Below are 24151 nucleotides of genomic sequence, written 5' to 3'. Positions count from 1 at the left end.
CGTCGAGACCGCCGAATTGATCCTTTGCCAGTTCGACCAAGGCATTTTTATTTGATAACGAATTTTTTCAACAAATAAAACAAGACCTATGCCTACAAAGTCAAACAATCCTACTCGGAAATCCTGGCTAACTGTTAATAACAACAGCGATTTTCCCATTCAAAATATTCCTTTTGGTGTTTTTTTAACCAAAGAAAATATAGTAACCGTTGGCACAAGAATTGGCGATTATGCCATAGATTTAGGTGCTTTACAACAATTAAATTATTTTGAAGGAATTGAATTGACTGATGATGTTTTTATGCAAGACACGCTTAATGATTTTATTTCTGATGGAAAAAAAACATGGCGTTTGATCCGAAATCGAATCGCAGATATTTTTGATGTTGATAATAATAAATTAAAAGAAAACAAAAAACACAGAGATATTGTAATTTTTAAAATGCAAGATGTGGAAATGCAACTTCCAGTATTTATTGGAGATTATACCGATTTTTTTTCTAGTAAAGAGCATGCGACCAACACAGGAACTATGTTTCGTGATCCAGAAAATGCATTGCTTCCAAATTGGTTGCACATTCCAGTAGGATATCACGGTAGAAGTTCTACTATTGTTCCATCTGGAATTCCTGTGCATAGACCAAATGGTCAAACATTGCCAGTTGGAGAAACACAACCAGTCTTTGGTCCGTCGAAAGCAGTTGATTTTGAGCTTGAAACAGCATTTATAACAACAGATGCCAATATAATGGGAGAAAATATTCCTATTGATGAAGCGGAAGATTATATTTTTGGAATGGTTTTATTGAACGATTGGAGCGCGCGCGATATTCAAAAATGGGAATATGTTCCATTAGGTCCGTTTTTAGCCAAAAACTTTGCTTCATCAATTTCTCCATGGATAGTTACTATGGATGCGTTGGAACCTTTTAGGGTTGCTAGTCCAAAACAAGATCCAATGCCACTCAAATATTTACAGCAAAAAGGAAATCATGCTTTCGACATCAATTTGGAAGTGGCTATTCAGCCTGAAAATGCAGAAACTTTGGTCATATCAAAATCCAATTTCAAATATATGTATTGGACTATGAGTCAGCAATTGGCACACCATACCAGCAATGGTTGCCGTGTGAATTCTGGCGATATGATGGGTTCTGGAACTATTTCTGGACCAACTCCAGACAGTTTTGGATCGATGCTTGAATTGACTTGGGGCGGAAAAAATCCAATCCAAATGTCTGATGGATCTGAACGAAAATTCATAAATGATGGCGATACTGTAATCATGAAAGGTTTCTGTCAAAATGAAAAAGTTCGTATAGGTTTTGGGGAAGTTTCCAGCAAACTATTGCCAGCAAACGAAATGAAATAATTATTTATCAAATTTATTTTGACATATTTAATGTAAAAGTTAATTTTTTGGCTTAGTGTTTGTAATACTGAAAAATAACTATCTTATAGATTAAAAAAATATTGCTTAACTTAAAACTTACTTTATGAAGAAAATTACCTTTCTATTATCTTTTTTATTTATAATTTCAGCTTGTGGAGTTAAAAAAACGCAATCCATGCTCAGTGATGGCGACTACGACGGAGCTATAAATAAAGCTATCGACAATTTACGTACCAAAAAAGATGCTAAAGGCAAACAAGATTACGTTTACTTACTTGAGGAAGCATTTGCTAAAGCAAAAGAACGCGATTTGCGAAATGTTGATATGCTAGCAAAAGATGCCAATCCTGCCAATTTGGAACGAATATATAATGCCTACTTGAATTTAAATTCTCGTCAGGAGCGTATTCGTCCACTTTTGCCTTTGCAATTATTAAAAAAAGGAAGGGAAGCCATTTTTCCATTTGATAATTATAGTGATCAAATAGTAAATAGTAAAAATGCACTTTCTAAATATTTGTACGATAATGCTACTGTGCTTTTAAAATCTAAAAATAAATTTGATATTCGTAAATCTTTTGATGATATGGATTATTTGGAAAGCATCAATCCTGGTTATAAAGATGTAAGAAACCTAATGGATGAGGCAAAATTTAAAGGTACAGATTTTGTAAGTGTGTATACGAAAAATCAAACAAACATGATTATCCCAAAAAGATTGCAAGATGATTTGCTTGATTTTAGCACATTTGGACTGAATGACAAATGGACTGTTTACCATAGCAATAAACAGAAAAATGTTGTTTATGATTATGGAATGATTGTCAATTTTCGTGATATAAATGTTTCACCAGAACAAATTAAAGAGAAAGAATTTATCAAAGAAAAACAAATCAAGGATGGCATGAAAACACTTCTTGATTCCAATGGAAATGTGGTGAAAGATAGTTTGGGTCACGCGATAAAAGTAGATAATTTTAAAAATATTAGAGTCAATATTTATGAATTCAAGCAGTTCAAATCTTGCCAAGTTACAGCAAAAATAGATTATATCGATTTTAGAAACAACCAACTTATTGAAGCATTTCCAGTAACCAGCGAATTTATTTTCGAGCACATTTATGCCACATACAATGGCGATAGAAATGCTTGCGATGATAGCTATATGGGATATTTTAATAAACGTGCAGTTCAATTTCCTAACAACGAACAAATGGTTTATGATACGGGTGAAGATTTAAAAGCTAAACTTAAAGGGATAATTTCTCAAAATAAGTTTAGAAGATAATGAACTTAAATTAAAACGCTTTCAAAATTTTGAAAGCGTCTTTTATTACATTATAATTTTTCTTTCAAAATTGCGACATCAATATTTTCATGAGAAGCATCGTAAATTGAAATTCCATCTTTAATAATTAAAATTTGTGGAGATTGATGTCTGACATCAAACATAGAGGCTATTTTATTAGAAACGTCTCTAAAATTTAGTAAATCAAGAAAATATACCAAAACCTCATCGTCCAAATCAAAATCCCTTTCAAAACCTTTCAAAGCCATTCTGCTAATACTGCAACTTGTGCTGTGTTTGAAAATAACTACGGGTTTAAATTTTGATTCTGCCACAATTTCATCCAATTGATTGATATCGTTGAGTGTAATCCAATTTACTTTTGACTTTGAAATTTCATCCTCAGAACTTCCAAATATATTTTTAAAAAAACTCATATTGTATAGTATTTACTTTATGCAAAGTTACAAAAAACCTGAGTTCTAATAATCATTTTATTTTAGTTGCATAATTTTAATATTCCTGAACCAAACCTTGTCTCCATGATCTTGCAAACAGAGTTTGCCTGTTTTATATGTTCCAAAACCTGGAAACTCATTAAATTTAGATTTTGCAATCATTTTTTTCCACTCCTCATTCCACATTGTGGTTTCTAAAACTTTGGCATCATTCAAATAGAATTCAAGTTTCCCATTGCTAGCAATTATTTCTGCATGATTCCACTCGTAAGCGGGTTTAACCATTTCTTTTGATGTAATTAAATCATATAAATCTCCTGCTTTGTGTTTTATTATTTTAGCATCTGGATGACCATTGTTATCTAAAACTTGCATTTCAGGACCTGTCATCCATGGATATTTAAATAGATTGCTGTCTTCGTGAACATAAAAAATAATACCACTGTTTCCGTTTTTGGTAATTTTCCAATCTAATTTTAAATGAAAGTTTGAAAATTCATCTTTCGAAATAATGTCGCCACCATTTTTTGCTTGCCATTCTTTCTTATCTGAAACATTTAAATGAATGGATTGATCATCAATTATCCATGCTTTTCCAATAGAATCTGTACCATATTTGTGCCAACCATCCAAAGATTTCCCATCAAATAATAATTGCCAACCTTCTTTTTTTTCGACCTCAGACAATACATTTTCCATTAATTTTTCGTTTTTAATATGGATTGTATTTTGTTCTGTTGCTACGTTGGTTTGCTTTTTACATGCTAGTATTAAAATACAACCAAAAATTATAGACATTACCAGTATAATTGTTCTTTTTATCATGACTTAATAAATTATTATTTTAAAGATAAAATATATTTTACCATTTCTCCAGCGTCTTCTTTTGTTATATCTGGATGAGCGGTCATGGGAACTTCTCCCCATTTTCCTGATCCTCCTTCCATGATAGATTTTATTAAAGCTGTTTGATCATTACTTGTATATTTTGCCGCAATGTCTTGATAGGATGGTCCCACCAATTTTTCAGCAATTTTATGGCATGCCAAACAATCTGATGCTGCTATCAAATCGGCTCCTTTTTTGAAACCAGTATCAGTAACTGATTCCTCATTTGTATATTCTGAATCTTCATATAAATTTTGTTTCTTTTTTTCACTACAGGAAATAATTGCTGAAGCGAGGAGTCCTATTAAAATTATTTTCTTCATAAAAATTTTATTGTTTGTAATTTATATTCCTAACACTTTTTTGTTGAATTCTTCGTCTTGTTGAACGCCAGCAAAATCATCGAAGGCTTTATCTGTAACTCTAATAATGTGATTTTTGATAAATTCAACTCCTTCCCTAGCGCCATCTTCTTGTTTTTTATAACAACATTCCCATTCAAGAACAGCCCAACCTGGAAAATCATAATGTGCCAATTTGCTGAAAACTTTCTTAAAATCAACTTGACCATCGCCAAGTGAACGAAATCTTCCCGCTCTATCCACCCAGTTTTGATAGCCACCATAAACGCCTTGTTTACCGTTTGGATTAAATTCGGCATCTTTTATGTGACAGGCTTTTATTCGCTCATGATAGTGATCAATATAGGTTACATAATCTAAACATTGAAGTACAAAATGAGATGGATCGTAAAGCAAACAAGCACGAGGATGTTGGTTTACTTTATCTAAAAATAACTCGTACGAAATGCCATCATGTAAATCTTCGCCAGCGTGAACCTCATAACACAAATCGACACCACAATTATCAAATTCATTTAAAATGGGAGTCCATCTTTTTGCTAGTTCTGTAAAACCTTCATCAACAAGTCCAGCTGGACGTTGAGGCCACGGATAGACCATTTGCCATAGTAATGATCCACTAAAAGTAGCATGAGCATTTAATCCTAAATTTTGGGACGCTTTTGCTGCCCATTTTAATTGTTGTACTGCCCATTTGTATCTTTCACTTGGGTTATTTTTGCAAGAATCTGGTGCAAAACCATCAAATAATTTGTCATAAGCAGGATTTACAGCAATTAGTTGTCCTTGCAAATGTGTTGATAATTCTGTAATTTCCAACCCGTAACTATTTATTTTTGCTTTATATTCGTTTGCAAAAACGGTGTCATTTGCTACTTTTTCTAAATCAAAATATCGAACATCCCATGTAGGAATTTGTACCCCTTTGTATCCTAAACTTGAAGCCCATTGACAAATACCATCGATTGTATTAAATGGTGGTTTATCTCCATAAAATTGTGCTAAAAATATTGCTGGGCCTTTTATAGTTTTCATTTGTCTTTTTGACTTTTTATCGTAACATTTTTTTTAAATACAACGCACTTTCTTTTGCATTTAATAAAGCTCCTTTTTTATTGTACTTTTCTTGTTCGTATATAAAATATTCCATACCGTAGGTTTTGGCTTTGGTTAAAATTTCAGCATATTTTATCGAGCCGTCTCCAAGTGTGCAAGATGCAAAAGCTTCTGTTGTATTTTTTATTCGATCTTTTATGTGGCATAATTTAAAACGATTTTTATATTTTGATAGGTATTCTAAAGGATCCACTCCAGCTGTTACAACCCAATATATATCCATTTCAAAAGCGACTAGTTCTGGATTTGTAAAATCCATTAATACTTGTTGTGGAATTTGTCCTTCTAATTCTTTAAAAGAATAATCGTGGTTGTGATAGGCAAATGTAATTCCTTCTTTTTTACATATTTCACCCGCTTTATTGAATTTGTCTGCGTATATTTTAAAATCATCTATGCTTTTTTGTGGTCCTAACCATGGACAAATTAAATACTTCCCATCAATACTTGCTACTTGAGCCGCTTTTTGTTGTAAATCTTTTGTCCAGTCACAATGAGAACTTACCAATTTTAATCCTTCTCCGTTTAGAAAAGTTTTAAATTCTTTTGGTTTCATTCCCCAAAAAATACCTTTTTCCCCTTCAAAACTTTCAATTTGTGTATAACCCATTTTTGCAATTTGCTGAAAAATTTCTTTGGGATTGTCATTAATCACATCTTTCAATGTCCATAATTGAATGCCGAATTCTTTAAAAATACCATCAGTAGACACTGTTTTGCTTCCGCAAGCTATGTTTGGAAATAAGGCTAATAAAGTTGTAGCCTGACCAGTTTTGACAACAAATTGTCTTCTATTCATAACTAATAATTTTAAAACATTATAAACTTAATCCCATATACATTTTATCGCCTTTTTTATACGGAATATCACCAACAAATTTGCCTGGAACTGGTGTGTATCTAAAATTGGCTTTTAATCCTTCTTCGGAAGTTAAATATCCATATAAAACTATTTGATATAGTGCTAAAAATCCAAGGTCTTTTGGATTTTTTACTTCATTGATTATTTGTTCTCTTTTTTCTTGAGATAAATCTACAAAATCTCTTCCTATTTTTTCTTTCGCTTTTGTATTGATTAATTTTAGAGCCGCTAAAAAATCTTTTTGTTCTTTACTTGTATAAATATCTTCAAATACTTTGCCTATGAAATTTGGCACACCAGTCGATTTTGCGCCAGGAGTAGTCGTTTCTGGAATCATAGTTTCTGCCACTTCAGATAGTAAATCAAATATTTCTTCTCCAAAAACTAGCGCGCCAGAATTCTCATTTTTGCAACCTACTAAAAGAAAACTGGAACCTATAAATACACCACCGCTTAATAGTGCAATATTTTTTATTAAATCTCTACGAGTCATACTTTTACATTTTATAAGTTACCTTTTTTCAATTCTGAAGCTGCAAAATCTGCGGCTCTAGCTGTAAAAGCCATATAGGTTAACGACGGATTAACACAACTTGCAGATGTCATGCAAGATCCATCGGTTACAAAAACATTTAGACAATCCCAAACTTGGTTGTTTTTATTTAAAACCGAAGTTTTGGGATCCAACCCCATTCTGGCACTTCCCATTTCGTGAATTCCCATTCCTGGCGCATACTCAGATTCATAAGTGACGACATTTTTTGCTCCAGCTTTTTCAAGCATTTCTTTCATATCATTTTTCATGTCTATTTTCATCTTCTTTTCATTCTCTTTCAATTCGACATCCATATTCAAAACAGGTAAGCCCCATTTGTCTTTTTTAATAGGATCTAGACTAATTTTGTTTTCATGATATGGCAAAATTTCGCCAAAAGCGGTCGCACCAATAGTCCAACCACCAACAGTTCCTAATACATCCTTTAAATCTTTTCCAATATTCATCTCAGCTACTTGACTTTCCCATCCAGTTCTTGATGCTCCGCCTTGATAACCAAATCCTCTTATATAATCTCTTTTTCCTTCTTTATTTAGATTTCTATATCTTGGAATATAAAAGCCATTGGGTCTAAATCCATAATAATAGGAATCTTCAAATCCTTCAAATTCTCCCCAAGCGCCTAGTTTAAAATGGTGGTCCATTATATTATGACCTAATTCACCACTACTGCTTCCTAACCCATCTTTCCAAACATCTTGAGCCGAATTCATTAAAATCCAAGCCGAGTTTAATGTAGAGGCACATAAAAAAACTATTTTACTTTTAAATTCTATTACTTCATTCGTTTCAGCATCAATAACTGTTACTCCTGTGGCTTTTTTAGTGTCTTTATCATAATTTACTTCTTTAACTATAGAAAATGGTCTTAAAGTCAGATTCCCCGTTTTTACAGCGGCTGGTAAAGTTGAAGATTGTGTAGAGAAATAGCTACCAAACTGGCATCCGTTCCAACACATATTTCGATATTGACATGGAATTCTTCCAGGAATTGGTTTGGTTACATGTGCTACTCTTCCTATTATTAATCTGCGTTTGTCATCATAATGTTTTCGAATTTGCGCAGCAACAGTTTTTTCAACTATATTCAAATCCATAGGTGGCAAAAACTCACTATCGGGCAAATGCGGTAAATTTTCTACAGAACCGCTTACACCAATAAATTTTTCAACATAACAATACCATTTTTCAATATCTTTATAACGAATAGGCCAATCGACAGCAATACCATCTTTCATATTGGCTTCAAAATCTAAATCGCTCCAACGGTACGTTTGTCTTCCCCACATTAAGGAACGACCGCCTACTTGATAACCTCTAAACCAATCAAATCGTTTTGTTTCAGTATAGGGATTTTCTTTATCGCTTGCCCAATAAGAAAGATTTCTTTCATTGAGAGGATAATCTCTTTTTAGAACTGGATAATCCTTAATCATTTGTCTGGTAGGCCTGTAATGGCGATGTGAGTATTCCCAAATAGGTTTATTTTGTTCTGTATAATCTTTAATATGTTCTATATTACGACCTCTTTCTAGCAGCAATACTTTTAAACCTTTTTCAGTTAATTCTTTTGCTGCCCAACCCCCAGATATTCCTGAGCCAACAACAATTGCATCATAAGTGTTATTTGTCATCATTCATATTTTAATTTATTATACATCACATATTTTAATTGCAATTTCTAATGCCTTATCTTTATTTTTAGATAATGGCATAAACTCTTGTGCCACATAACCTTTATATCCAGTTGCTACAATCGCTTTCATTATAGCGGCATAATTTAATTCTTGTGAGTCATCTATTTCATGTCGACCAGGAACACCAGCAGTGTGATAATGACCAAAATACTGATGATTGTTTTTAATAGTACTAATAATATCACCTTCCATGATTTGCATGTGATAAATATCATACAACAATTTAAAATTCTCGCTTCCTAACTGTTTACAAAGTGAAATACCCCAATTTGAAGAATCTGCCATATAATCAGGATGATTCACTTTACTATTAAACAATTCCATTTGAATTATAACGCCTCTTTTTTCTGCTTTCGCTATTATTTGTTTCAAACCAAAAACACAATTTCGCAATCCTTCTTCATTTGACATTCCGTTGCGATTGCCACTAAAACATATTAAATTTTTGTAGCCCGCATCTGCCACTAAATCGATATGTTTTAAATAATTACTAATTAAAACTTCATGATATTTATGGTTGTTCCAACCTTCAGCTAGACTGATGTGAGCCCCAGTACACATTGAAGAATATATATTGTATTTCTTTAAAATTGAAAAATCTTTGGGTTCAACCAAATCGATAGCTGAGAAACCTATTTTTTTTACTAACAAATACAATTGGTCAATTGAAAGATGCTCATAGGTCCATCGGCAAACAGAATGATTGATATTACCTTTTAAATTGTAGCTTTTTTCATTTATTAGATTTAAATTATTAGAAGACAAATCAATCAATGTAGGAAAGGCTAAACTTCCTAGTGTAAGATTTTTTATGACTTCTCTTCTGTTCATTTTTATTGTTTACATCATTTAAACTTCAGTTTTAACCTTCGCTTTTTCTTTAAAGAATACAAAAAACATAAGTGATATTCCCGCAGCAAACAAACACGGGAAAATCCAAATTTTATTCCAATTGTGGCCAGTATTAATGGCATTTTGATCTACAATCATTCCGGCAACATAAAAACCGATGTACATTCCAAGTCCATACGTTGCTAAGGTTATCAAACCTTGAGCCGAAGAACGCACCGCTTTTCCTGCTTTTTGATCGGTATAAATTTGTCCTGTAACAAAGAAAAAATCATAACAAATACCGTGTAAAATAATTCCAGTATAAAGCATCCAAAGATTATCATCAACATTTCCGTATGCAAATAATAAATATCTTAAAACCCAAGCAATCATTCCTATGAGTAACATTTGTTTGATTCCAAATCTTATGAAAAATAAAGGCATTAGAAATAAAAATAATGTTTCAGACATTTGTCCCATGGTCATTTTTGCGGCTGCACTTTGTACTCCAACTTCATTTAAAAATTGATTCGCCTGCCCATAATAAAAGGCCAACGGAATACAAATTAAAATAGAAGCAATAAAGAATATCAAATAGTTTTTATCAGCCAAAACTTTGAGAGCATCTAGACCAATTGTTTCTGAAAAACTAACAGATTTTCCTGCTTTTGGCGGTGGCGTATTGGGTAAAAAGAAACAATAAATTCCAAAACTAACCGAAACTATTGAAGCTACTAAAAAAGTAATATTTAATGTTTTTGGCGAAGCTTCCCAAGCCATCCAACCAATGATTAATCCTGCTGCAATCCAACCAATAGTTCCCCAAACTCTAATTTTTGAAAATTCTTTTTCTGCATACTGAATTTGATTTAATGAAATTGAATTTACTAAAGCTAATGTTGGCATAAATAAAATCATATAAATTAGCAATAATGAATAAAAAGAATCAAAGTTGGTACTGTTGCAAATCACATAAAGCAAACCGGCACCTATTAAATGTAAAATTCCTAAAATCTTTTGTGCTGCAAAAAATTTATCTGCTATCATTCCTACTATAAATGGAGCGATAATTGCTCCCAAACATTGTGTGCCATATGCCATTCCGGTTTGTGCTCCAGTTGCTGCAATAGCACCTTTTGTCAAAAAAGTTCCCATTGTTACAAACCAAATTCCCCAAATAAAGAAATTGAAAAACATCATTACAGACAATTGAATCCTTGTATTTATTCTCATATTAAATAATTAAATTTACTATAATGAAAAACTCGATTTTAAACTCCGAAAAAATGACTTGTTTTTATAAAGAACTCAAACTTACAAATTTAAATTTACATTATTCATTTTTTTTGAACCAAAAAAGTTAATATTATCTAATTTAATCGTTAAAATATATTTAGTATTTTTATACCGATTAAAACATTAAAAGTTACAACTTATGAATTCAAGAAAACTGAGGATGGGAATGATTGGTGGAGGAAATGGTGCTTTTATAGGTGCAATTCATCAAAATGCATTAGCAATGGATGGTTTGATTGAGATAAAATGTGGTGCTCTGAGTACAAACCCAGATATTGCAATTGCATCGGGAAAAGATTTATTTTTAGATAATGAAAGAATTTATTTGAATTATGAAGACATGCTAACAAAAGAAGCGGCACTTCCTGATGATAAAAGGATAGATTTTGTTACAATTGTCACTCCTAATTTTGCACATTTTAAACCTGCGATGTTGGCTCTGGACAAAGGATTTCATGTGGTTATAGAAAAACCAATGACGCTAACCTATGAGCAAGCATTATTGCTTCAAGCGAAAGTTAAAGCATCTGGAAAAAGACTTTGTTTGACCCACACTTATTCAGGTTATCCCATGGTCAAACAAGCAAAAGCCATGTTGAAAAATGGTGATTTAGGCAATATCCGAAAAGTTTGGGTTGAATATCCGCAAGGTTGGTTATCCCGATTATCTGAACGCGAAGGAAATGTTCAAGCTGCTTGGCGAACAGATCCAGCTAAAAGTGGAAAAAGTGGCTCAATGGGCGATATCGGAACGCACGCAGCTCATTTGGCTGAATACATAACTGGTTTAGAAATTACGGAGTTGTGTGCCGATTTACAAATTAAAGTGGAAGGTAGAAATTTAGACGACGATGGCAATGTATTGCTCCGTTTCAACAATGGTGCGAATGGAGTTTTGATGGCTTCGCAAGTTGCTGCTGGCGAAGAAAATGCTTTAAAAATAAGAGTTTACGGAGAAAAAGGTGGTTTAGAATGGCATCAAATGGAACCCAATACTTTACTTTTAAAATGGCTTGATGCGCCAACTCAGATTTTGCGTGCTGGCGCAAATTATGGAAATTTGAGTCCGTTTATGACTTCAAATTGTAGAACTCCTAGCGGTCATCCAGAAGGATATTTAGAAGCTTTTGCTAACATTTATAAAAACTTCGCACAAACCTTATTATGCGAATTAAATGGAGAAAAACCAACCGAAATTATGCTCGATTTCCCAAATGAAAACGATGGTGTTCGCGGAATGGCATTTATAGAAAATGTAGTTAATTCTTCCAATTCAGACATAAAATGGTATCCATTTAAAATGTAATTTTTTTATACTTTGCTCTAAATCCCAACAGAACGTTTGGGATTTTTTTTTGGATTTTTTTATTTATACAACAATTGACATTCACTGAGACAATTTGTCGTACATTAAATAATGTAAACTACTTGAAAACAGCCATTTTGTCCTAAAATTACTATTGGAACACATATTGTCGAAATTATTATAGAAACATTATTTTGCAATAGTAATTTCAAAATTAAATCCGAATAAAAAACTAAAAACATAAAAAAATGAATATCAATAAATTCACAATCAAATCGCAAGAAGCCATTCAGAAAGCACAACAATTGGCGCAAAGTTTGGGACAGCAACAAATAGAAAATGAACATATTTTTAAAGCTATTTTTGAAGTTGACGAAAATGTTTTGCCTTTTATATTGAAGAAACTCAACGTAAATGTTTCCTTATTTGAACAAATTTTAGACAGCACTATTCAAAGTTTCCCAAAAGTTTCTGGAGGAGAAGTTATGCTTTCTAGAACTGCAAATACAACACTAAATGAAGCTGAAATTATTGCTCAAAAAATGAACGATGAATTTGTTTCTATTGAGCATTTAATTTTAGCAATATTTGGTTCAAAAAGCAAAGTTGCTCAAATTTTAAAAGACCAAGGCGTAACGCAAAAAGATTTAAAAGCCGCTATCGAGGAATTACGAAAAGGAGAAAGAGTGACATCGGCTTCAGCCGAAGAAAATTACAATTCTTTAAATAAATATGCTCGCAACCTGAACGAATTGGCAAAAAATGGAAAACTCGATCCTGTTATTGGTCGCGACGAAGAAATTCGCAGGGTTTTACAAATTTTAACCCGACGAACAAAAAATAATCCGATGTTGGTAGGCGAACCAGGTGTCGGAAAAACTGCTATTGCCGAAGGTTTGGCGCACCGAATTGTAGATGGAGATGTACCAGATAATCTTAAAGATAAAGTCGTATTTTCATTGGATATGGGTGCTTTAATTGCTGGTGCAAAGTACAAAGGTGAGTTTGAAGAACGACTAAAAGCCGTGGTTAAAGAAGTTACTGCTGCCGAAGGCGATATTGTTCTTTTTATAGATGAAATTCATACCCTCGTGGGCGCTGGTGGTGGCGAAGGCGCAATGGATGCCGCTAATATTTTGAAACCAGCTTTGGCTCGTGGCGAATTGAGAGCAATCGGCGCGACTACATTGGACGAATATCAAAAATATTTCGAAAAAGATAAGGCTCTAGAACGTCGTTTTCAAAAAATTATGATTGAAGAACCTGATACCGAAAGCGCCATTTCTATTCTTCGGGGTATTAAAGAAAAATACGAAACGCATCATAAAGTTCAAATTAAAGACGATGCGATTATTGCGGCTGTCGAATTATCGCAACGCTACATTACCAATCGGTTTTTGCCAGACAAAGCGATTGATTTAATGGATGAAGCAGCATCAAAATTGCGGATGGAAATTAATTCTAAACCCGAAGAATTGGATGTTTTGGATCGAAAAATAATGCAATTAGAAATTGAAATTGAAGCTATAAAACGAGAAAAAGACGAAAGTAAACTCAAAATTCTCGGAATGGATTTGGCAAATCTCAAAGAAGAACGCAACGAGATTTATGCCAAATGGAAGTCCGAAAAAGATGTGGTAGATTCCATTCAAGCCATTAAAACCGAAATTGAAGATTTTAAATATGAAGCGGAACGTGCCGAACGTGATGGCGATTATGGTAAAGTAGCCGAAATTCGCTACGGAAAAATAAAAGAAGCACAAGAAAGATTGGACGTTTCGCAAAAACAGCTGGCTGAAAATCAATCGGGAACTTCATTGATTAAAGAAGAAGTTACTCGTGAGGATATTGCGGAAGTGGTAGAAAAATGGACAGGAATTCCTGTGGTAAAAATGCTACAAGGCGAAAGAGAAAAATTATTAAAACTTGAAGAAGAACTACACAAAAGAGTTGTGGGTCAGGAAGAAGCCATCGAAGCTGTGAGCGATGCTGTTCGTAGAAGTCGTGCGGGTTTACAAGATATGAAAAAACCAGTTGGAACCTTTTTATTTCTTGGAACAACTGGTGTTGGAAAAACCGAATTGGCAAAAGCACTCGCCGAATATCTTTTTGATGATGAAAATGCAATGACCCGAATTGATATGAGCGAATATCAAGAACGTCATTCTGTAAGCCGTTTGGTTGGTGCGCCTCCAGGATATGTAGGTTATGACGAAGGTGGACAACTAACAGAAGCCGTTCGCAGAAAACCTTATTCCGTAATTTTATTAGACGAAATCGAAAAAGCGCATCCAGACACTTTCAATATATTGTTGCAGGTTTTGGACGAGGGTCGATTAACGGATAATAAAGGTAGATTGGCCGATTTTAAAAACACAATTATCATAATGACATCCAATATGGGAAGCCAGATTATTCAAGATAAATTTGAAAATTTAAAAGGTAGTGTTGAAGCCGCAACCGAACTGGCAAAAGTGGAAGTTCTAGGATTATTGAAACAAACCGTTCGTCCAGAGTTTATAAACAGAATTGATGAGATCGTTATGTTTACGCCACTTACGAACGATAACATCAAACAAATAGTAGGTTTGCAATTAAAAAGTGTGACTAAAATGCTGGCGCTTCAAAACATCACGATGGATGCCACACCAGAAGCGATTGATTATTTGTCTAAAAAAGGATATGATCCGCAATTTGGAGCCCGACCAGTAAAACGGGTTATACAAAGAGAAATATTAAATGAATTATCAAAAGAAATTTTGTCTGGAAAAGTAACAACAGATTCTATTATTTTGATTGATAGTTTTGATGGAAAATTAGTTTTTAGAAATCAAACGGAATTAGTTGAAAATAGTTAACAATCCCAAATTATTTGGATTGTTGCATAAAAAAACCCTTTTAGAAATTGAATTCTAAAAGGGTTTTGTATTAAAAAAAATAGTGTTATTCTCTATTAAAAATTATATTTTGTCCGCCTTGCTTTAGCGTCATTTCAGTTTTAGACTCATTAAATTCAAATTCGATTCCTCCTTGTTCAAATTTAAATTTGTCTTTTCCTGCTGGATCCAAAGCAATAGAACCTTGTCCTGTTGCTTCAGCCATTAAAACGCCATTTTCTTCTTTAAATACAATTTTAAGTGGAATTTGTTTACTTGAAAAAGTTCCAGCATAGCCATCCAAAACAACCGCTTTTTCTATACTTCCAGTGCCAGAAGTCCAAGTATTATTTGCAGGATTTACATCAGGAAAAACATGATTTGGATCGAGTGTGATGCTTTCAATTTCTTCAGTTGTATTTGCATTGAATGACCAACTGATGTTTCTTTCCCAAATTTCAACAGGCAATTTGATAGTAGTTACTTTTCCAGATTTGGTTTTAACATCCAAAATTACTGGAAATGGCATTTTTTCAAGATTTTCGATAGTAATAATAGCACCATTTTTGGCATCATTTTTTACATATTTAACACTTGAAACCGCTTGATCAAATCTCCAATTGTTCATAAACCAACCTCTCCAAAACCAATTCAAATCTTCACCCGATACATTTTCCATAGTTCTAAAAAAATCATCTGGAGTTGGATGTTTGTAAGCCCAACGGTCTACATAAGTTCTAAAAGCAAAATCAAATCTTTCTTTGCCTAAAATTTGCTCACGCAACATCACCAAACCCTCTCCAGGTTTAAAATAAGCCAGAACACCTAGATTTTTTTCTTTCAAACCATCTGGCGCAGAATACATAGGTTCCATTTCTGGATTTGTTAAAACACCAGCCACTTGATGCATGTTCGCAGCAGGCTGTTTGTATTCGCCATTATTAAAATCTTGTGAACTCAAAGAATTGATAAAAGTATTGAAACCTTCATCCATCCAAGCAAATAATCGTTCGTTTGAACCTACAATCATAGGAAACCAAATGTGTCCAAATTCATGGTCAGTAACGCCCCATAAATCTGCAGCTTTGGATTCCCAACTGCAAAAAACTATACCCGGATATTCCATTCCACCCTCATTACCAGCTACATTGACTGCTTGTGGATAAGGATATTCGAACCATCTTTTAGAATAATTTTCTATAGATGTTTTGGTATATTCTGTAGAACGTTCCCATGAGTTTCCGCCATTACTTTCAACAGGATAAACTGAAACTGCTAAAGATTTTTTACCCGAAGGTAAATTTATTTTGGCCGCATCAACAACAAAAGCAGCAGATGAAGCCCAAGCAACATCGCGGGAATTATTGATTTTAAATTTCCAAGTTAGCATAGATTTTCCTGATGGTCTAGAACTGGCATTTGTAACTTCTTCAGCAGATCGGATGATGACAGTTTTGTCACTATTTTTGGCTGTTGCCCAACGTTTTTGTTGTTCTGCTGTGTAAACTTCGGTAGGATTTAATAAATCCCCAGAGCAAACCACAACATGATTTGCAGGTGCTGTAATGGCTACATCAAAATCGCCATATTCCAAATAAAATTCTCCTGCACCCATATATGGAAGCGTGTTCCAACCTTTTACATCGTCGTAAACACACATTCTTGGATACCATTGTGCAATAGTAAAAATTTTACCATTTTTGGTTTCAAGTACACCAGTTCTGTCCGAACCATAAAGTGGAGAAATATAGGAGAAATCTATTTTAACCTTTATTGAAGCTCCATTTGCTTTCAATTCTTGTGGCAAAATAATTTGCATTCTTGTATCTATAACAGAAAACTTAGCGTCTTGTTCCAAAGATTTACCATTAATTGTAGCAATTACTTTTACAGATTTAATATTGTGCCCGCCATTAAAAACTTCCCCTTTTGCACCATTTCTACTGCCTGACACAGGAATAATTGCGTTTCCACGAGAGTCTTTCCTAAACAAGTTTTGATCTACATTCATCCAAATAAAAGACAACTTATCAGGAGAATTGTTAGTATATGTTAATAATTCTGTACCTACTATTTCGTTTGTTTTATCGTTTAAAACAGCTGTTAATTTATAATCAGCACGATTCTGCCAGTATTTTGCACCTGGTTGACCGCTTGCAGCACGTGTCTCGGTTCCGTTTTTTGTGTAAAAACCTGGCGCAAAAGCATCATGATAGCTATATTTTGAAACAGATTTGGTATCGCCAGTTTGTGCATTTAAAGTTGGTAAGCTAAAAAATATAGCCAATACACAAATGGTTTTAAAGAGGTTAATTTTGATATTCATAATTTATTTTTTGTTAATAGGTCAGAATTTTGTTTATTAAGTTACAAAAAAACAAAAATAATTTTAAAGGAATTGATATCTTGCATTTTAATTAACAGATTTTTTGATGAAAATAAATATTCAAAATAAATATTTGTCAGCAAACATAAAATCATTTGGAGCCGAACTTGAAAATTTGGTTAAAAATGAACATAATTATATTTGGACAATAGATGAAAAATTTTGGAATAAAACATCTCCAATACTTTTTCCAATTGTTAGTCAGCTTAAAAACAATTCATTCACCTTAAACAATAACCAATACAAGCTTCCAAGACATGGTTTTGCTAGAGATTACGAATTTAGTGTGATTGAAAAAACAGCCTCTTCAGTTCTATTTTTATTGTCTGAAAATGAAAATACTTTAAAACAGTATCCATTTAAATTTGAACTACAAGTAAAGTATGAATTGATTGAAAATAGTTTGAACATATCCTATTTTGTTGCTAATAAATCGAATTTAAAAATGCCTTTTTCTATAGGAGGACATCCAGCTTTTACTATTGATAATGATATTAAAAACTATCAAATTTTATTTGAAAAAGACGAAAATTTAATAAGTTATGAACTTGAAAACGGATTATTATCAGAAAAATATCGTCATATTGAAACTTTAAATAATAAATTAAATTTAAGTTACTCATTATTTGAGAAAGATGCTTTAATTTTTAAGCAATTGAACTCAAAATCAATAATTATTTTACATAATAACATACCTTACATTAAATTACATTTGGGTAACTTTCCCAATCTTGGCATTTGGACAAAAAATAAAGCCTCTTTTTTATGTATTGAACCTTGGTTTGGATACTCTGATTCAGAAAGTTCAAATGGAAATTTATATGGTAAAGAAGGCATCCAAATTTTAGAACCTAACAATAAATTTGAAAGCTTTTTTTCAATTGAAATTTTATAATTATGAGTGATTTTTTCTTTTTACCTTTCAAAAATTTAGAATCAGAAAGATTGATTTTAAGACAAATAAAAGATAGTGATGTATCTGAAATATTTGCATTGAGAAGCAACCCAGAAATAATGAAATACATACCAAGACCATTGGTTACAACAATTGAAGAAGCTTTGGGTCACATTAAAATGATTCAAGATAAAATTGATACAAACGAAGGTATCAATTGGGCTGTAACATTAAGAGGCAATGATAAACTAATAGGTATAGTTGGACATTATAGAGTTAAATGGGAACATTTTAGATCTGAAATTGGATACATGCTTTTGCCAGAATATAGCGGTCAAGGAATTATAACCGAAGTGGTTGAATTACTTGTTGATTATGGTTTTAATAAAATGAAAATGCATTCACTAGAAGCTATCATAGATCCAAGAAATCATGCATCAGCCAGAGTTTTAGAAAAAAACAAATTTATAAAGGAAGCTCATTTAATAGAGAATGAATTTTATAATGGCGAATTTTTAGACACTATAATATACTCGCTAATCAAAAAATAAAATTATATTTGTAAGATATTAGATGTTGAAAAAAATTAAATACCTAGCCATTGTAACCATTGTAACGTCCTACGTTTTACAGTTGTGTTTTGTATTTTCCGGAACTTTAATCGAGAATTTTCAACAAATAAGACATCAAAATCAAATTTCGAAATTACTTTTATCTGAAACTAAGGAAATTTCCATTGAAACTTGGAATGGTTTTAATGACAAAAAAGAAATAAAAATAAACAATATTTTTTACGATGTTGCTTCATTTAAAATTACTAATAAAATTGTAATTGTTCAAGTTATTGCCGATAATTTTGAAAATCAAATGAGAATTAATCTTCAAAGTTTGTTTCATAAATCTAAAAAATCGGATTCTAATCAGAAAAAGTCATTCAATACTTTCAATTTTATTGCTGTTATTAATATTATTGAAACTCAAAAAATAATGGCAAGAATTGAGGTTTTTACACCAAATGTTTATTTTACTCTTACTAAAAATACAAAAAATACAGTATTAAAACTTGATAAACCACCATGTTAATTAATTATTTCTATAAAAAATATTAATAATTAATTACATAAATAATGAAAAAAATAATTACTGTTGTAGCATTTATGGCTACTATGGCTGGTTTTTCGCAAACAGATACCTCAACTACCAACCAACTAGGAGAAGTAAAACTTCAATCGCAACGATACATTAAATCCAAAAAAAATAGTACACAACAAATTCAAACTATTTCTCAAAAAGATATCGAATTTGGAAATTACCAAAACGCAGCCGACATCCTTTCTAATTCAGGGAAATTGGCTGTTCAAAAATCGCAACAAGGTGGCGGAAGCCCTGTGATTAGAGGTTTAGAATCCAATAGAATTCTTTTACTTGTAGACGGAATTAGAATGAATAATCTTATTTTTCGTGGTGGACATTTACAAAACGTAATTACTGTTGATGAAAATATGATCGAAAGTACCGATATTCTTTTCGGTTCCTCATCAACTCCATACGGAAGTGACGCTTTGGGTGGGGCAATTAATTTAATTACAAAAAGACCATTTTTACTTTCTGAAAACAATAACAGACCATTCTCTGGAAGCTTAAATACTAGATATTCCTCTGCCAACCAAGAAAAATCTGGTCACGTAGATTTTAGATTTTCTGGAAACAAATGGGCTACTTTAACGTCAATTTCTTATAATGATTTTGGAGATCTGAAAATGGGAAGCAAAAAAAATGGAAACAATGATTTTTTTGGAGAAAGACCAAATTATGTTGAAACCTTAAACGGCATTGATAATATTGTAAAAAATGACAATTCATTAGTACAAAAATTCTCTGGATACAAACAATACAATGCCATGCAGAAAATATTGTTTAAACCAAATGCTATAACAGAACACAGTTTGAATTTGCAGTTTTCGACCACGACAGATATTCCTAGATATGACCGATTGACAGATTTAAAATCGAACGGAGATTTAAATACTGCTACTTGGAATTATGGTCCACAAAAAAGAATTTTGGCAGGATATAAATTCACTAAACAAAAAGCTTTTTTAAACAGCGATTTGAGTATTGGAACCAATTACCAAAACGTGGAAGAAAGCAGAATCACAAGAAATTATAAGGCACCAAATCAAGTATCAAGAATTGAAAAAGTTAATGTTTTTTCTGTAAATGCAGATTTAAAAACAAAACTTGGAAAAGGGGAGTTACTATACGGAGTAGAAGCTTATTATGATGATTTGAGTTCTACTGCTACCAGAATAAATGTTTTAACAAATGTTCCCTCTGCCGCAAGCACAAGGTATTCTGATGGAAAAAACTTCACACTAAGAACAGATGCTTTTGCAACTTATTTTGCTAAAATAAATGAGAAAACATCTTATAATTTTGGCGCTAGAGCTGGTTACGCTTCACTGAAAAGTGAATTTGTAGACAAAACTTTCTTTCCGTTTCCGTTTTCAGACATCAATCAAAAAAACATCACATACAGCGCATCGGCAGGAATTGCAAACAATTCTACAGACAATGTAAAAGTGGCTTTTAATATTGCTACAGGTTTTAGAACACCAAATATCGACGATTTATCTAAAGTATTTGAATCAGCAAAAGGTGTTTCTCTTATTGTTCCAAATCCAGATTTAAAACCAGAAAAAAATGTAACTGGAGACTTAAATATTACTTTATTTGATAATAAAACAATCGAATTTGACAACACCATCTTCTACACTCGTTTATTTGATGTTATTGTTACAGACAATTTTAATTTAAATGGACAAAATAACACTACCTACGATGGTTTGCTTACAAAAATAACCGCCAATCAGAATCTTGGAAAGGCCAATATTTTTGGTTATTCCACAGCATTGAAAATTAATTTAACAAAATTGTTAAAGTTTTACGGGAACTTCAATTTTACTTACGGTCGTGTTGAAGCAAATGATAAAAATCCAAAAAGACCGTTAGATCATATTCCGCCATTTTATGGAAAAACAGGGTTTAATTTCGAAAACAAATGGATAAATCTAGATTTAAATATGCTTTACAACGGCAAAAAATATTTGGAAGATTATTCCAATAGTGGTGAAGATAATTTGGTTTACGCTCCAGCAAACGGAATGCCAGCTTGGGAAACCTATAATTTTAAAGCAGCGGTTAAACCATACAAAGACTTAATGCTTTTTACTGGCGTAGAAAATATATTAGATATTCAATATAGAACTTTTGCATCAGGAATAAATGCTTCAGGAAGAAATATTTATTTGGGTTTAAAATATCAATTGTAATATTAAAAAGTATTTTTAACTACTTTTACTTTTTATAAAGCGTTGGGTGGAATTATTTTTAATTTCAATATTTGTTGAAATTTAACAGGTTACACCCAATGCTTATTTTATATTTATGATTGTGTATATGAGAAAATTATTGATTATTTTATTTTTTTTAATTTGTCAAATGGGTTTTGCACAAACCTACCTGAAAATAAACGGAATTACCGCTTTGGCATTGGTTCCTAATATAGGTTTTGAAACAAAAATTGCTGAAAGATTTACTTTTCAAACAGATGTTACTGCTTCATTTTGGAAATCTGTAAATGGAGCTCCATTAAAATTTTTGATTGTAACTCCAGAGATTCGTTATCATTTTAATGAAACTTTCAATGGTTTCTACGCTGGTTTTCATATTGGAGGTGCCACTTTTAATATTCAAAGATGGGATTATCAACTATTGAATTATAATCAAAAAGGATATAGTTATTTTATTGGTAGCACAATTGGCTACCAAAAAAAGTTGTCAGAAAAGTTTTTGCTAGATTTTTTTATTGGTGGCGGAAGCATACAATCTTTTTATAAAGGTTACGATCTTAATACTGGTTTAAGATATGAAACTGCCGATCGTTTCAATAAAAGTGGAGAATTTTTGCCCTACCGAGGCGGAATTATGATTTGCTATAAACTAAACTAAAACTTATTTAAACTAGCAATATACAATTCTTCTACCTTTTTCCTGGCCCATTCGGTTTTTCTTAAAAATGTCAAACTTGATTTAATGGAAGGATTATCTTGGAAGCATTTTATTTTTATGAGTTCTCCCATAGTATCAAATCCATAAAAAGAAATGAGTTGCTCCAATATTTTTTGAAGCGTTATTCCGTGAAGCGGGTCTTTTGAATTTTGATTTTGCATATACAAAAGTATCATTATCAAATTTTATTGCAAAATTAAATGTGCTCTTTCTTTGGGACTGTTCAATATTTTGAGTTTACACAAAATATCGACCAGTCTCACGACGTCTACTTTACTACTCACAACGTCTACTTTGTTTCTAACGACGTCTACTTTAGTTCTCACGACGTCTACTTTGCTTCTCACGACGTCTATTTTACTACTCACGACGTCTACTTTCTACTCACGACGTCTACTTTGCTTCTCATGGAGTCTACTTTGCTTCTCATGCAGTGTAATCGAATATCCTTCAATAGATTTAAATGAAAAAAAATAGGATACCAATTACAGCATCCTATTCAAATATTTTAATTAATAAATTGTATTATTTGAAGTTATTGCACCGCCAAAAGCGCATTGATATTTCCATAACCAAATTCTGAATTTTTATTCGGATAAAAACTAGAAGATTGTTTCATTTTATTCAAAACTTGATCACGAGTCCAGCTTGGATTTTTCGACCATACCAAAGCAGCAATTCCAGCAGTTGTAGCTGTGGCAACAGATGATCCGCCTACATAATTGGATTGATTATCGTAGTAACTATTTACTGGCATTGTATTTCCTGAACCCAATCTTTCCATTACTATTGTAAAATCGATTTTACTTCCTGAGTGACAAACATCACATTTTTGATAAGTACTCCCTTCTTTTATACCCGTTACGGCAACAGTCTCAGACATCCAAGCTGGAAAAATTACACCCACAAAATTTGTAAATGTTGTTGACGTTCCACCTGCGCAAAAAATTAATTTTCCTTTGCTATGTGCATATCTAATCCCGTCCTCAATTTTTCCTACCGAAAATATATAACCCATTGACATGGAAATAATTTTAACATTTGCATTGTTTGCCAATCCCGTAAAAGCATTTTTAACACCATTTTGTTCATGATATCCTTCAAGTAAAACATCAGAAGATGCTCTATAAGTTATTAAATTTGCATTGTACGCCACTCCAACTGGCAAACCCTTATCATTTCTAGGTGAAGTAGCTACGGATGACATGCTTGTTCCATGTCCACATTTATCGTTAATACCATCTGTTGTAGTACTCCAAGGCCAAAAAGAATCTACATAAGTTACAATTCTTTGAACGTTTCTTCCAGATGATTGTCCGTTATTAAAACTTGAACCCATCAAACTTTGATTTCCAGAAAGTCCAGTATCGACAACGCCAATAGTCACACCAGCTCCAGTGCTAATATTCCATGCAGCAGGAATATTATGTTGGTAAAATGCCCACGGAACTTTGGCGTTTGGTGTTATGGTTGTATAATCGGAACTGGCAAGAGTGGCTGTTTCATAGCCACATCCAGAGCTAGATTTTTTCTTTTGATAATCAGCATTGTTTTCTAAGTATCTGTAATCTGCAGGTTCAATATATCGCAATGCTTTGCTTTTTTTCAATGCAATGATGGTTTCTTGTTTTTCTATTTGTACGTCAAAAAGATTCAAATATGCATCGGTAGAAACTAAAATGTCTTTGATTTTTTTTCCTTCATATCTTTCAATAATATCGAATAATTCTTTTTGAATGGATTGATTGTTTGAAAGTTTACTTCTATCAAAATCATTGATTGTATTTCCAAAACCAATAGTCATCAAATTTTGACCTTGAAGTGCAGCACTCCAAAGCACTTGGTCAGAAACTTGGTTCCAATTAAATAT

Annotated in this window: 21 protein-coding genes; 9 read left to right on the top strand and 12 right to left on the bottom strand. The window is 32.5% G+C overall.

The window, feature by feature from the left end; genetic code table 11:
- Window positions 1-88: 88 nt before the first annotated feature.
- Complete coding sequence (gene fahA, locus RMN92_RS10670; RefSeq protein WP_309609429.1) at window positions 89-1372, top strand: fumarylacetoacetase; 1284 nt, start codon at window positions 89-91, stop codon at window positions 1370-1372.
- Window positions 1373-1496: 124 nt separating this feature from the next.
- Entirely contained in the window at window positions 1497-2681 is a 1185-nt protein-coding gene (locus RMN92_RS10665; RefSeq protein WP_309609428.1) for a hypothetical protein, read from the top strand.
- A gap of 50 nt (window positions 2682-2731) precedes the next feature.
- Here RMN92_RS10665 and ytxJ read toward each other — a convergent pair whose 3' ends face one another.
- From ytxJ to RMN92_RS10620, 9 genes are read right to left on the bottom strand one after another with little or no spacing between them, the layout of a single operon-like run.
- Window positions 2732-3118 (bottom strand): bacillithiol system redox-active protein YtxJ, encoded by a 387-nt coding sequence (gene ytxJ, locus RMN92_RS10660; protein ID WP_309609427.1) that lies wholly within the window; start codon window positions 3116-3118, stop codon window positions 2732-2734.
- Between the two features lie 57 nt (window positions 3119-3175).
- Entirely contained in the window at window positions 3176-3937 is a 762-nt protein-coding gene (locus RMN92_RS10655) for a DUF1080 domain-containing protein (RefSeq protein WP_309609426.1), read from the bottom strand.
- 41 nt (window positions 3938-3978) lie between these two features.
- Window positions 3979-4350, bottom strand: coding sequence for a c-type cytochrome (locus RMN92_RS10650; RefSeq protein ID WP_309609425.1), 372 nt, complete (start codon window positions 4348-4350; stop codon window positions 3979-3981).
- Window positions 4351-4371: 21 nt separating this feature from the next.
- Window positions 4372-5424 carry a sugar phosphate isomerase/epimerase gene (locus RMN92_RS10645; protein ID WP_309609424.1) on the bottom strand — a complete coding sequence of 351 codons (1053 nt, stop codon included), beginning with the start codon at window positions 5422-5424 and terminating at the stop codon, window positions 4372-4374.
- Between the two features lie 16 nt (window positions 5425-5440).
- Window positions 5441-6304, bottom strand: a complete 864-nt coding sequence (locus tag RMN92_RS10640; RefSeq protein WP_309609423.1) for a sugar phosphate isomerase/epimerase — start codon at window positions 6302-6304, stop codon at window positions 5441-5443.
- Between the two features lie 19 nt (window positions 6305-6323).
- Complete coding sequence (locus tag RMN92_RS10635) at window positions 6324-6860, bottom strand: gluconate 2-dehydrogenase subunit 3 family protein (protein WP_309609422.1); 537 nt, start codon at window positions 6858-6860, stop codon at window positions 6324-6326.
- A gap of 11 nt (window positions 6861-6871) precedes the next feature.
- On the bottom strand, window positions 6872-8557 hold the full coding sequence (locus tag RMN92_RS10630; protein ID WP_309609431.1) for a GMC family oxidoreductase: 1686 nt from the start codon (window positions 8555-8557) through the stop codon (window positions 6872-6874).
- Window positions 8558-8575: 18 nt separating this feature from the next.
- Window positions 8576-9451 (bottom strand): TIM barrel protein, encoded by an 876-nt coding sequence (locus RMN92_RS10625; RefSeq protein ID WP_309609421.1) that lies wholly within the window; start codon window positions 9449-9451, stop codon window positions 8576-8578.
- A gap of 18 nt (window positions 9452-9469) precedes the next feature.
- A complete protein-coding gene (locus RMN92_RS10620) occupies window positions 9470-10684 on the bottom strand; it encodes a nucleoside permease (RefSeq protein ID WP_309609420.1) in 1215 nt (404 codons plus the stop codon).
- 202 nt (window positions 10685-10886) lie between these two features.
- On the opposite strand from RMN92_RS10620, the gene RMN92_RS10615 reads away from it, so the two are divergent.
- Together RMN92_RS10615 and clpB are read left to right on the top strand one after the other, a co-directional pair.
- Window positions 10887-12053, top strand: a complete 1167-nt coding sequence (locus RMN92_RS10615; protein ID WP_309609419.1) for a Gfo/Idh/MocA family oxidoreductase — start codon at window positions 10887-10889, stop codon at window positions 12051-12053.
- 248 nt (window positions 12054-12301) lie between these two features.
- Complete coding sequence (gene clpB, locus RMN92_RS10610; protein ID WP_309609418.1) at window positions 12302-14911, top strand: ATP-dependent chaperone ClpB; 2610 nt, start codon at window positions 12302-12304, stop codon at window positions 14909-14911.
- A gap of 85 nt (window positions 14912-14996) precedes the next feature.
- Here the strand turns inward: clpB and RMN92_RS10605 are convergent, their stop codons facing one another.
- Entirely contained in the window at window positions 14997-17249 is a 2253-nt protein-coding gene (locus RMN92_RS10605) for a M1 family metallopeptidase (RefSeq protein WP_409024860.1), read from the bottom strand.
- Window positions 17250-17361: 112 nt separating this feature from the next.
- Between RMN92_RS10605 and RMN92_RS10600 the strand changes: the two genes are divergently transcribed.
- The 5 genes from RMN92_RS10600 to RMN92_RS10580 all read left to right on the top strand — a co-directional run bounded on the left by RMN92_RS10600 (window position 17362) and on the right by RMN92_RS10580 (window position 22221).
- The gene (locus tag RMN92_RS10600) at window positions 17362-18210 is read left to right on the top strand and encodes an aldose 1-epimerase family protein (RefSeq protein ID WP_309609416.1); all 849 of its coding nucleotides are present in this window, start codon (window positions 17362-17364) and stop codon (window positions 18208-18210) included.
- 2 nt (window positions 18211-18212) lie between these two features.
- Window positions 18213-18761 carry a GNAT family N-acetyltransferase gene (locus RMN92_RS10595; protein WP_309609415.1) on the top strand — a complete coding sequence of 183 codons (549 nt, stop codon included), beginning with the start codon at window positions 18213-18215 and terminating at the stop codon, window positions 18759-18761.
- 22 nt (window positions 18762-18783) lie between these two features.
- Window positions 18784-19293 (top strand): hypothetical protein, encoded by a 510-nt coding sequence (locus RMN92_RS10590; protein WP_309609414.1) that lies wholly within the window; start codon window positions 18784-18786, stop codon window positions 19291-19293.
- 44 nt (window positions 19294-19337) lie between these two features.
- A complete protein-coding gene (locus RMN92_RS10585; protein ID WP_309609413.1) occupies window positions 19338-21542 on the top strand; it encodes a TonB-dependent receptor domain-containing protein in 2205 nt (734 codons plus the stop codon).
- Window positions 21543-21711: 169 nt separating this feature from the next.
- Window positions 21712-22221 carry a DUF3575 domain-containing protein gene (locus tag RMN92_RS10580; RefSeq protein ID WP_309609412.1) on the top strand — a complete coding sequence of 170 codons (510 nt, stop codon included), beginning with the start codon at window positions 21712-21714 and terminating at the stop codon, window positions 22219-22221.
- Here RMN92_RS10580 and RMN92_RS10575 read toward each other — a convergent pair.
- Together RMN92_RS10575 and RMN92_RS10570 are read right to left on the bottom strand one after the other, a co-directional pair.
- Window positions 22218-22442, bottom strand: a complete 225-nt coding sequence (locus tag RMN92_RS10575) for a VF530 family protein (protein ID WP_309609430.1) — start codon at window positions 22440-22442, stop codon at window positions 22218-22220. The two genes, RMN92_RS10580 and RMN92_RS10575, sit on opposite strands and share 4 nt — an antisense overlap.
- Before the next feature lie 374 nt (window positions 22443-22816).
- The coding region (locus RMN92_RS10570; protein WP_309609411.1) for a S8 family serine peptidase at window positions 22817-24151 on the bottom strand (1335 nt) is incomplete at its 5' end.

The sequence above is a fragment of the Flavobacterium sp. genome (genome assembly GCF_031363805.1).
In the GTDB taxonomy this organism is placed as follows: domain Bacteria; phylum Bacteroidota; class Bacteroidia; order Flavobacteriales; family Flavobacteriaceae; genus Flavobacterium.
This window is presented reverse-complemented; position numbering and strand designations above follow the sequence as displayed.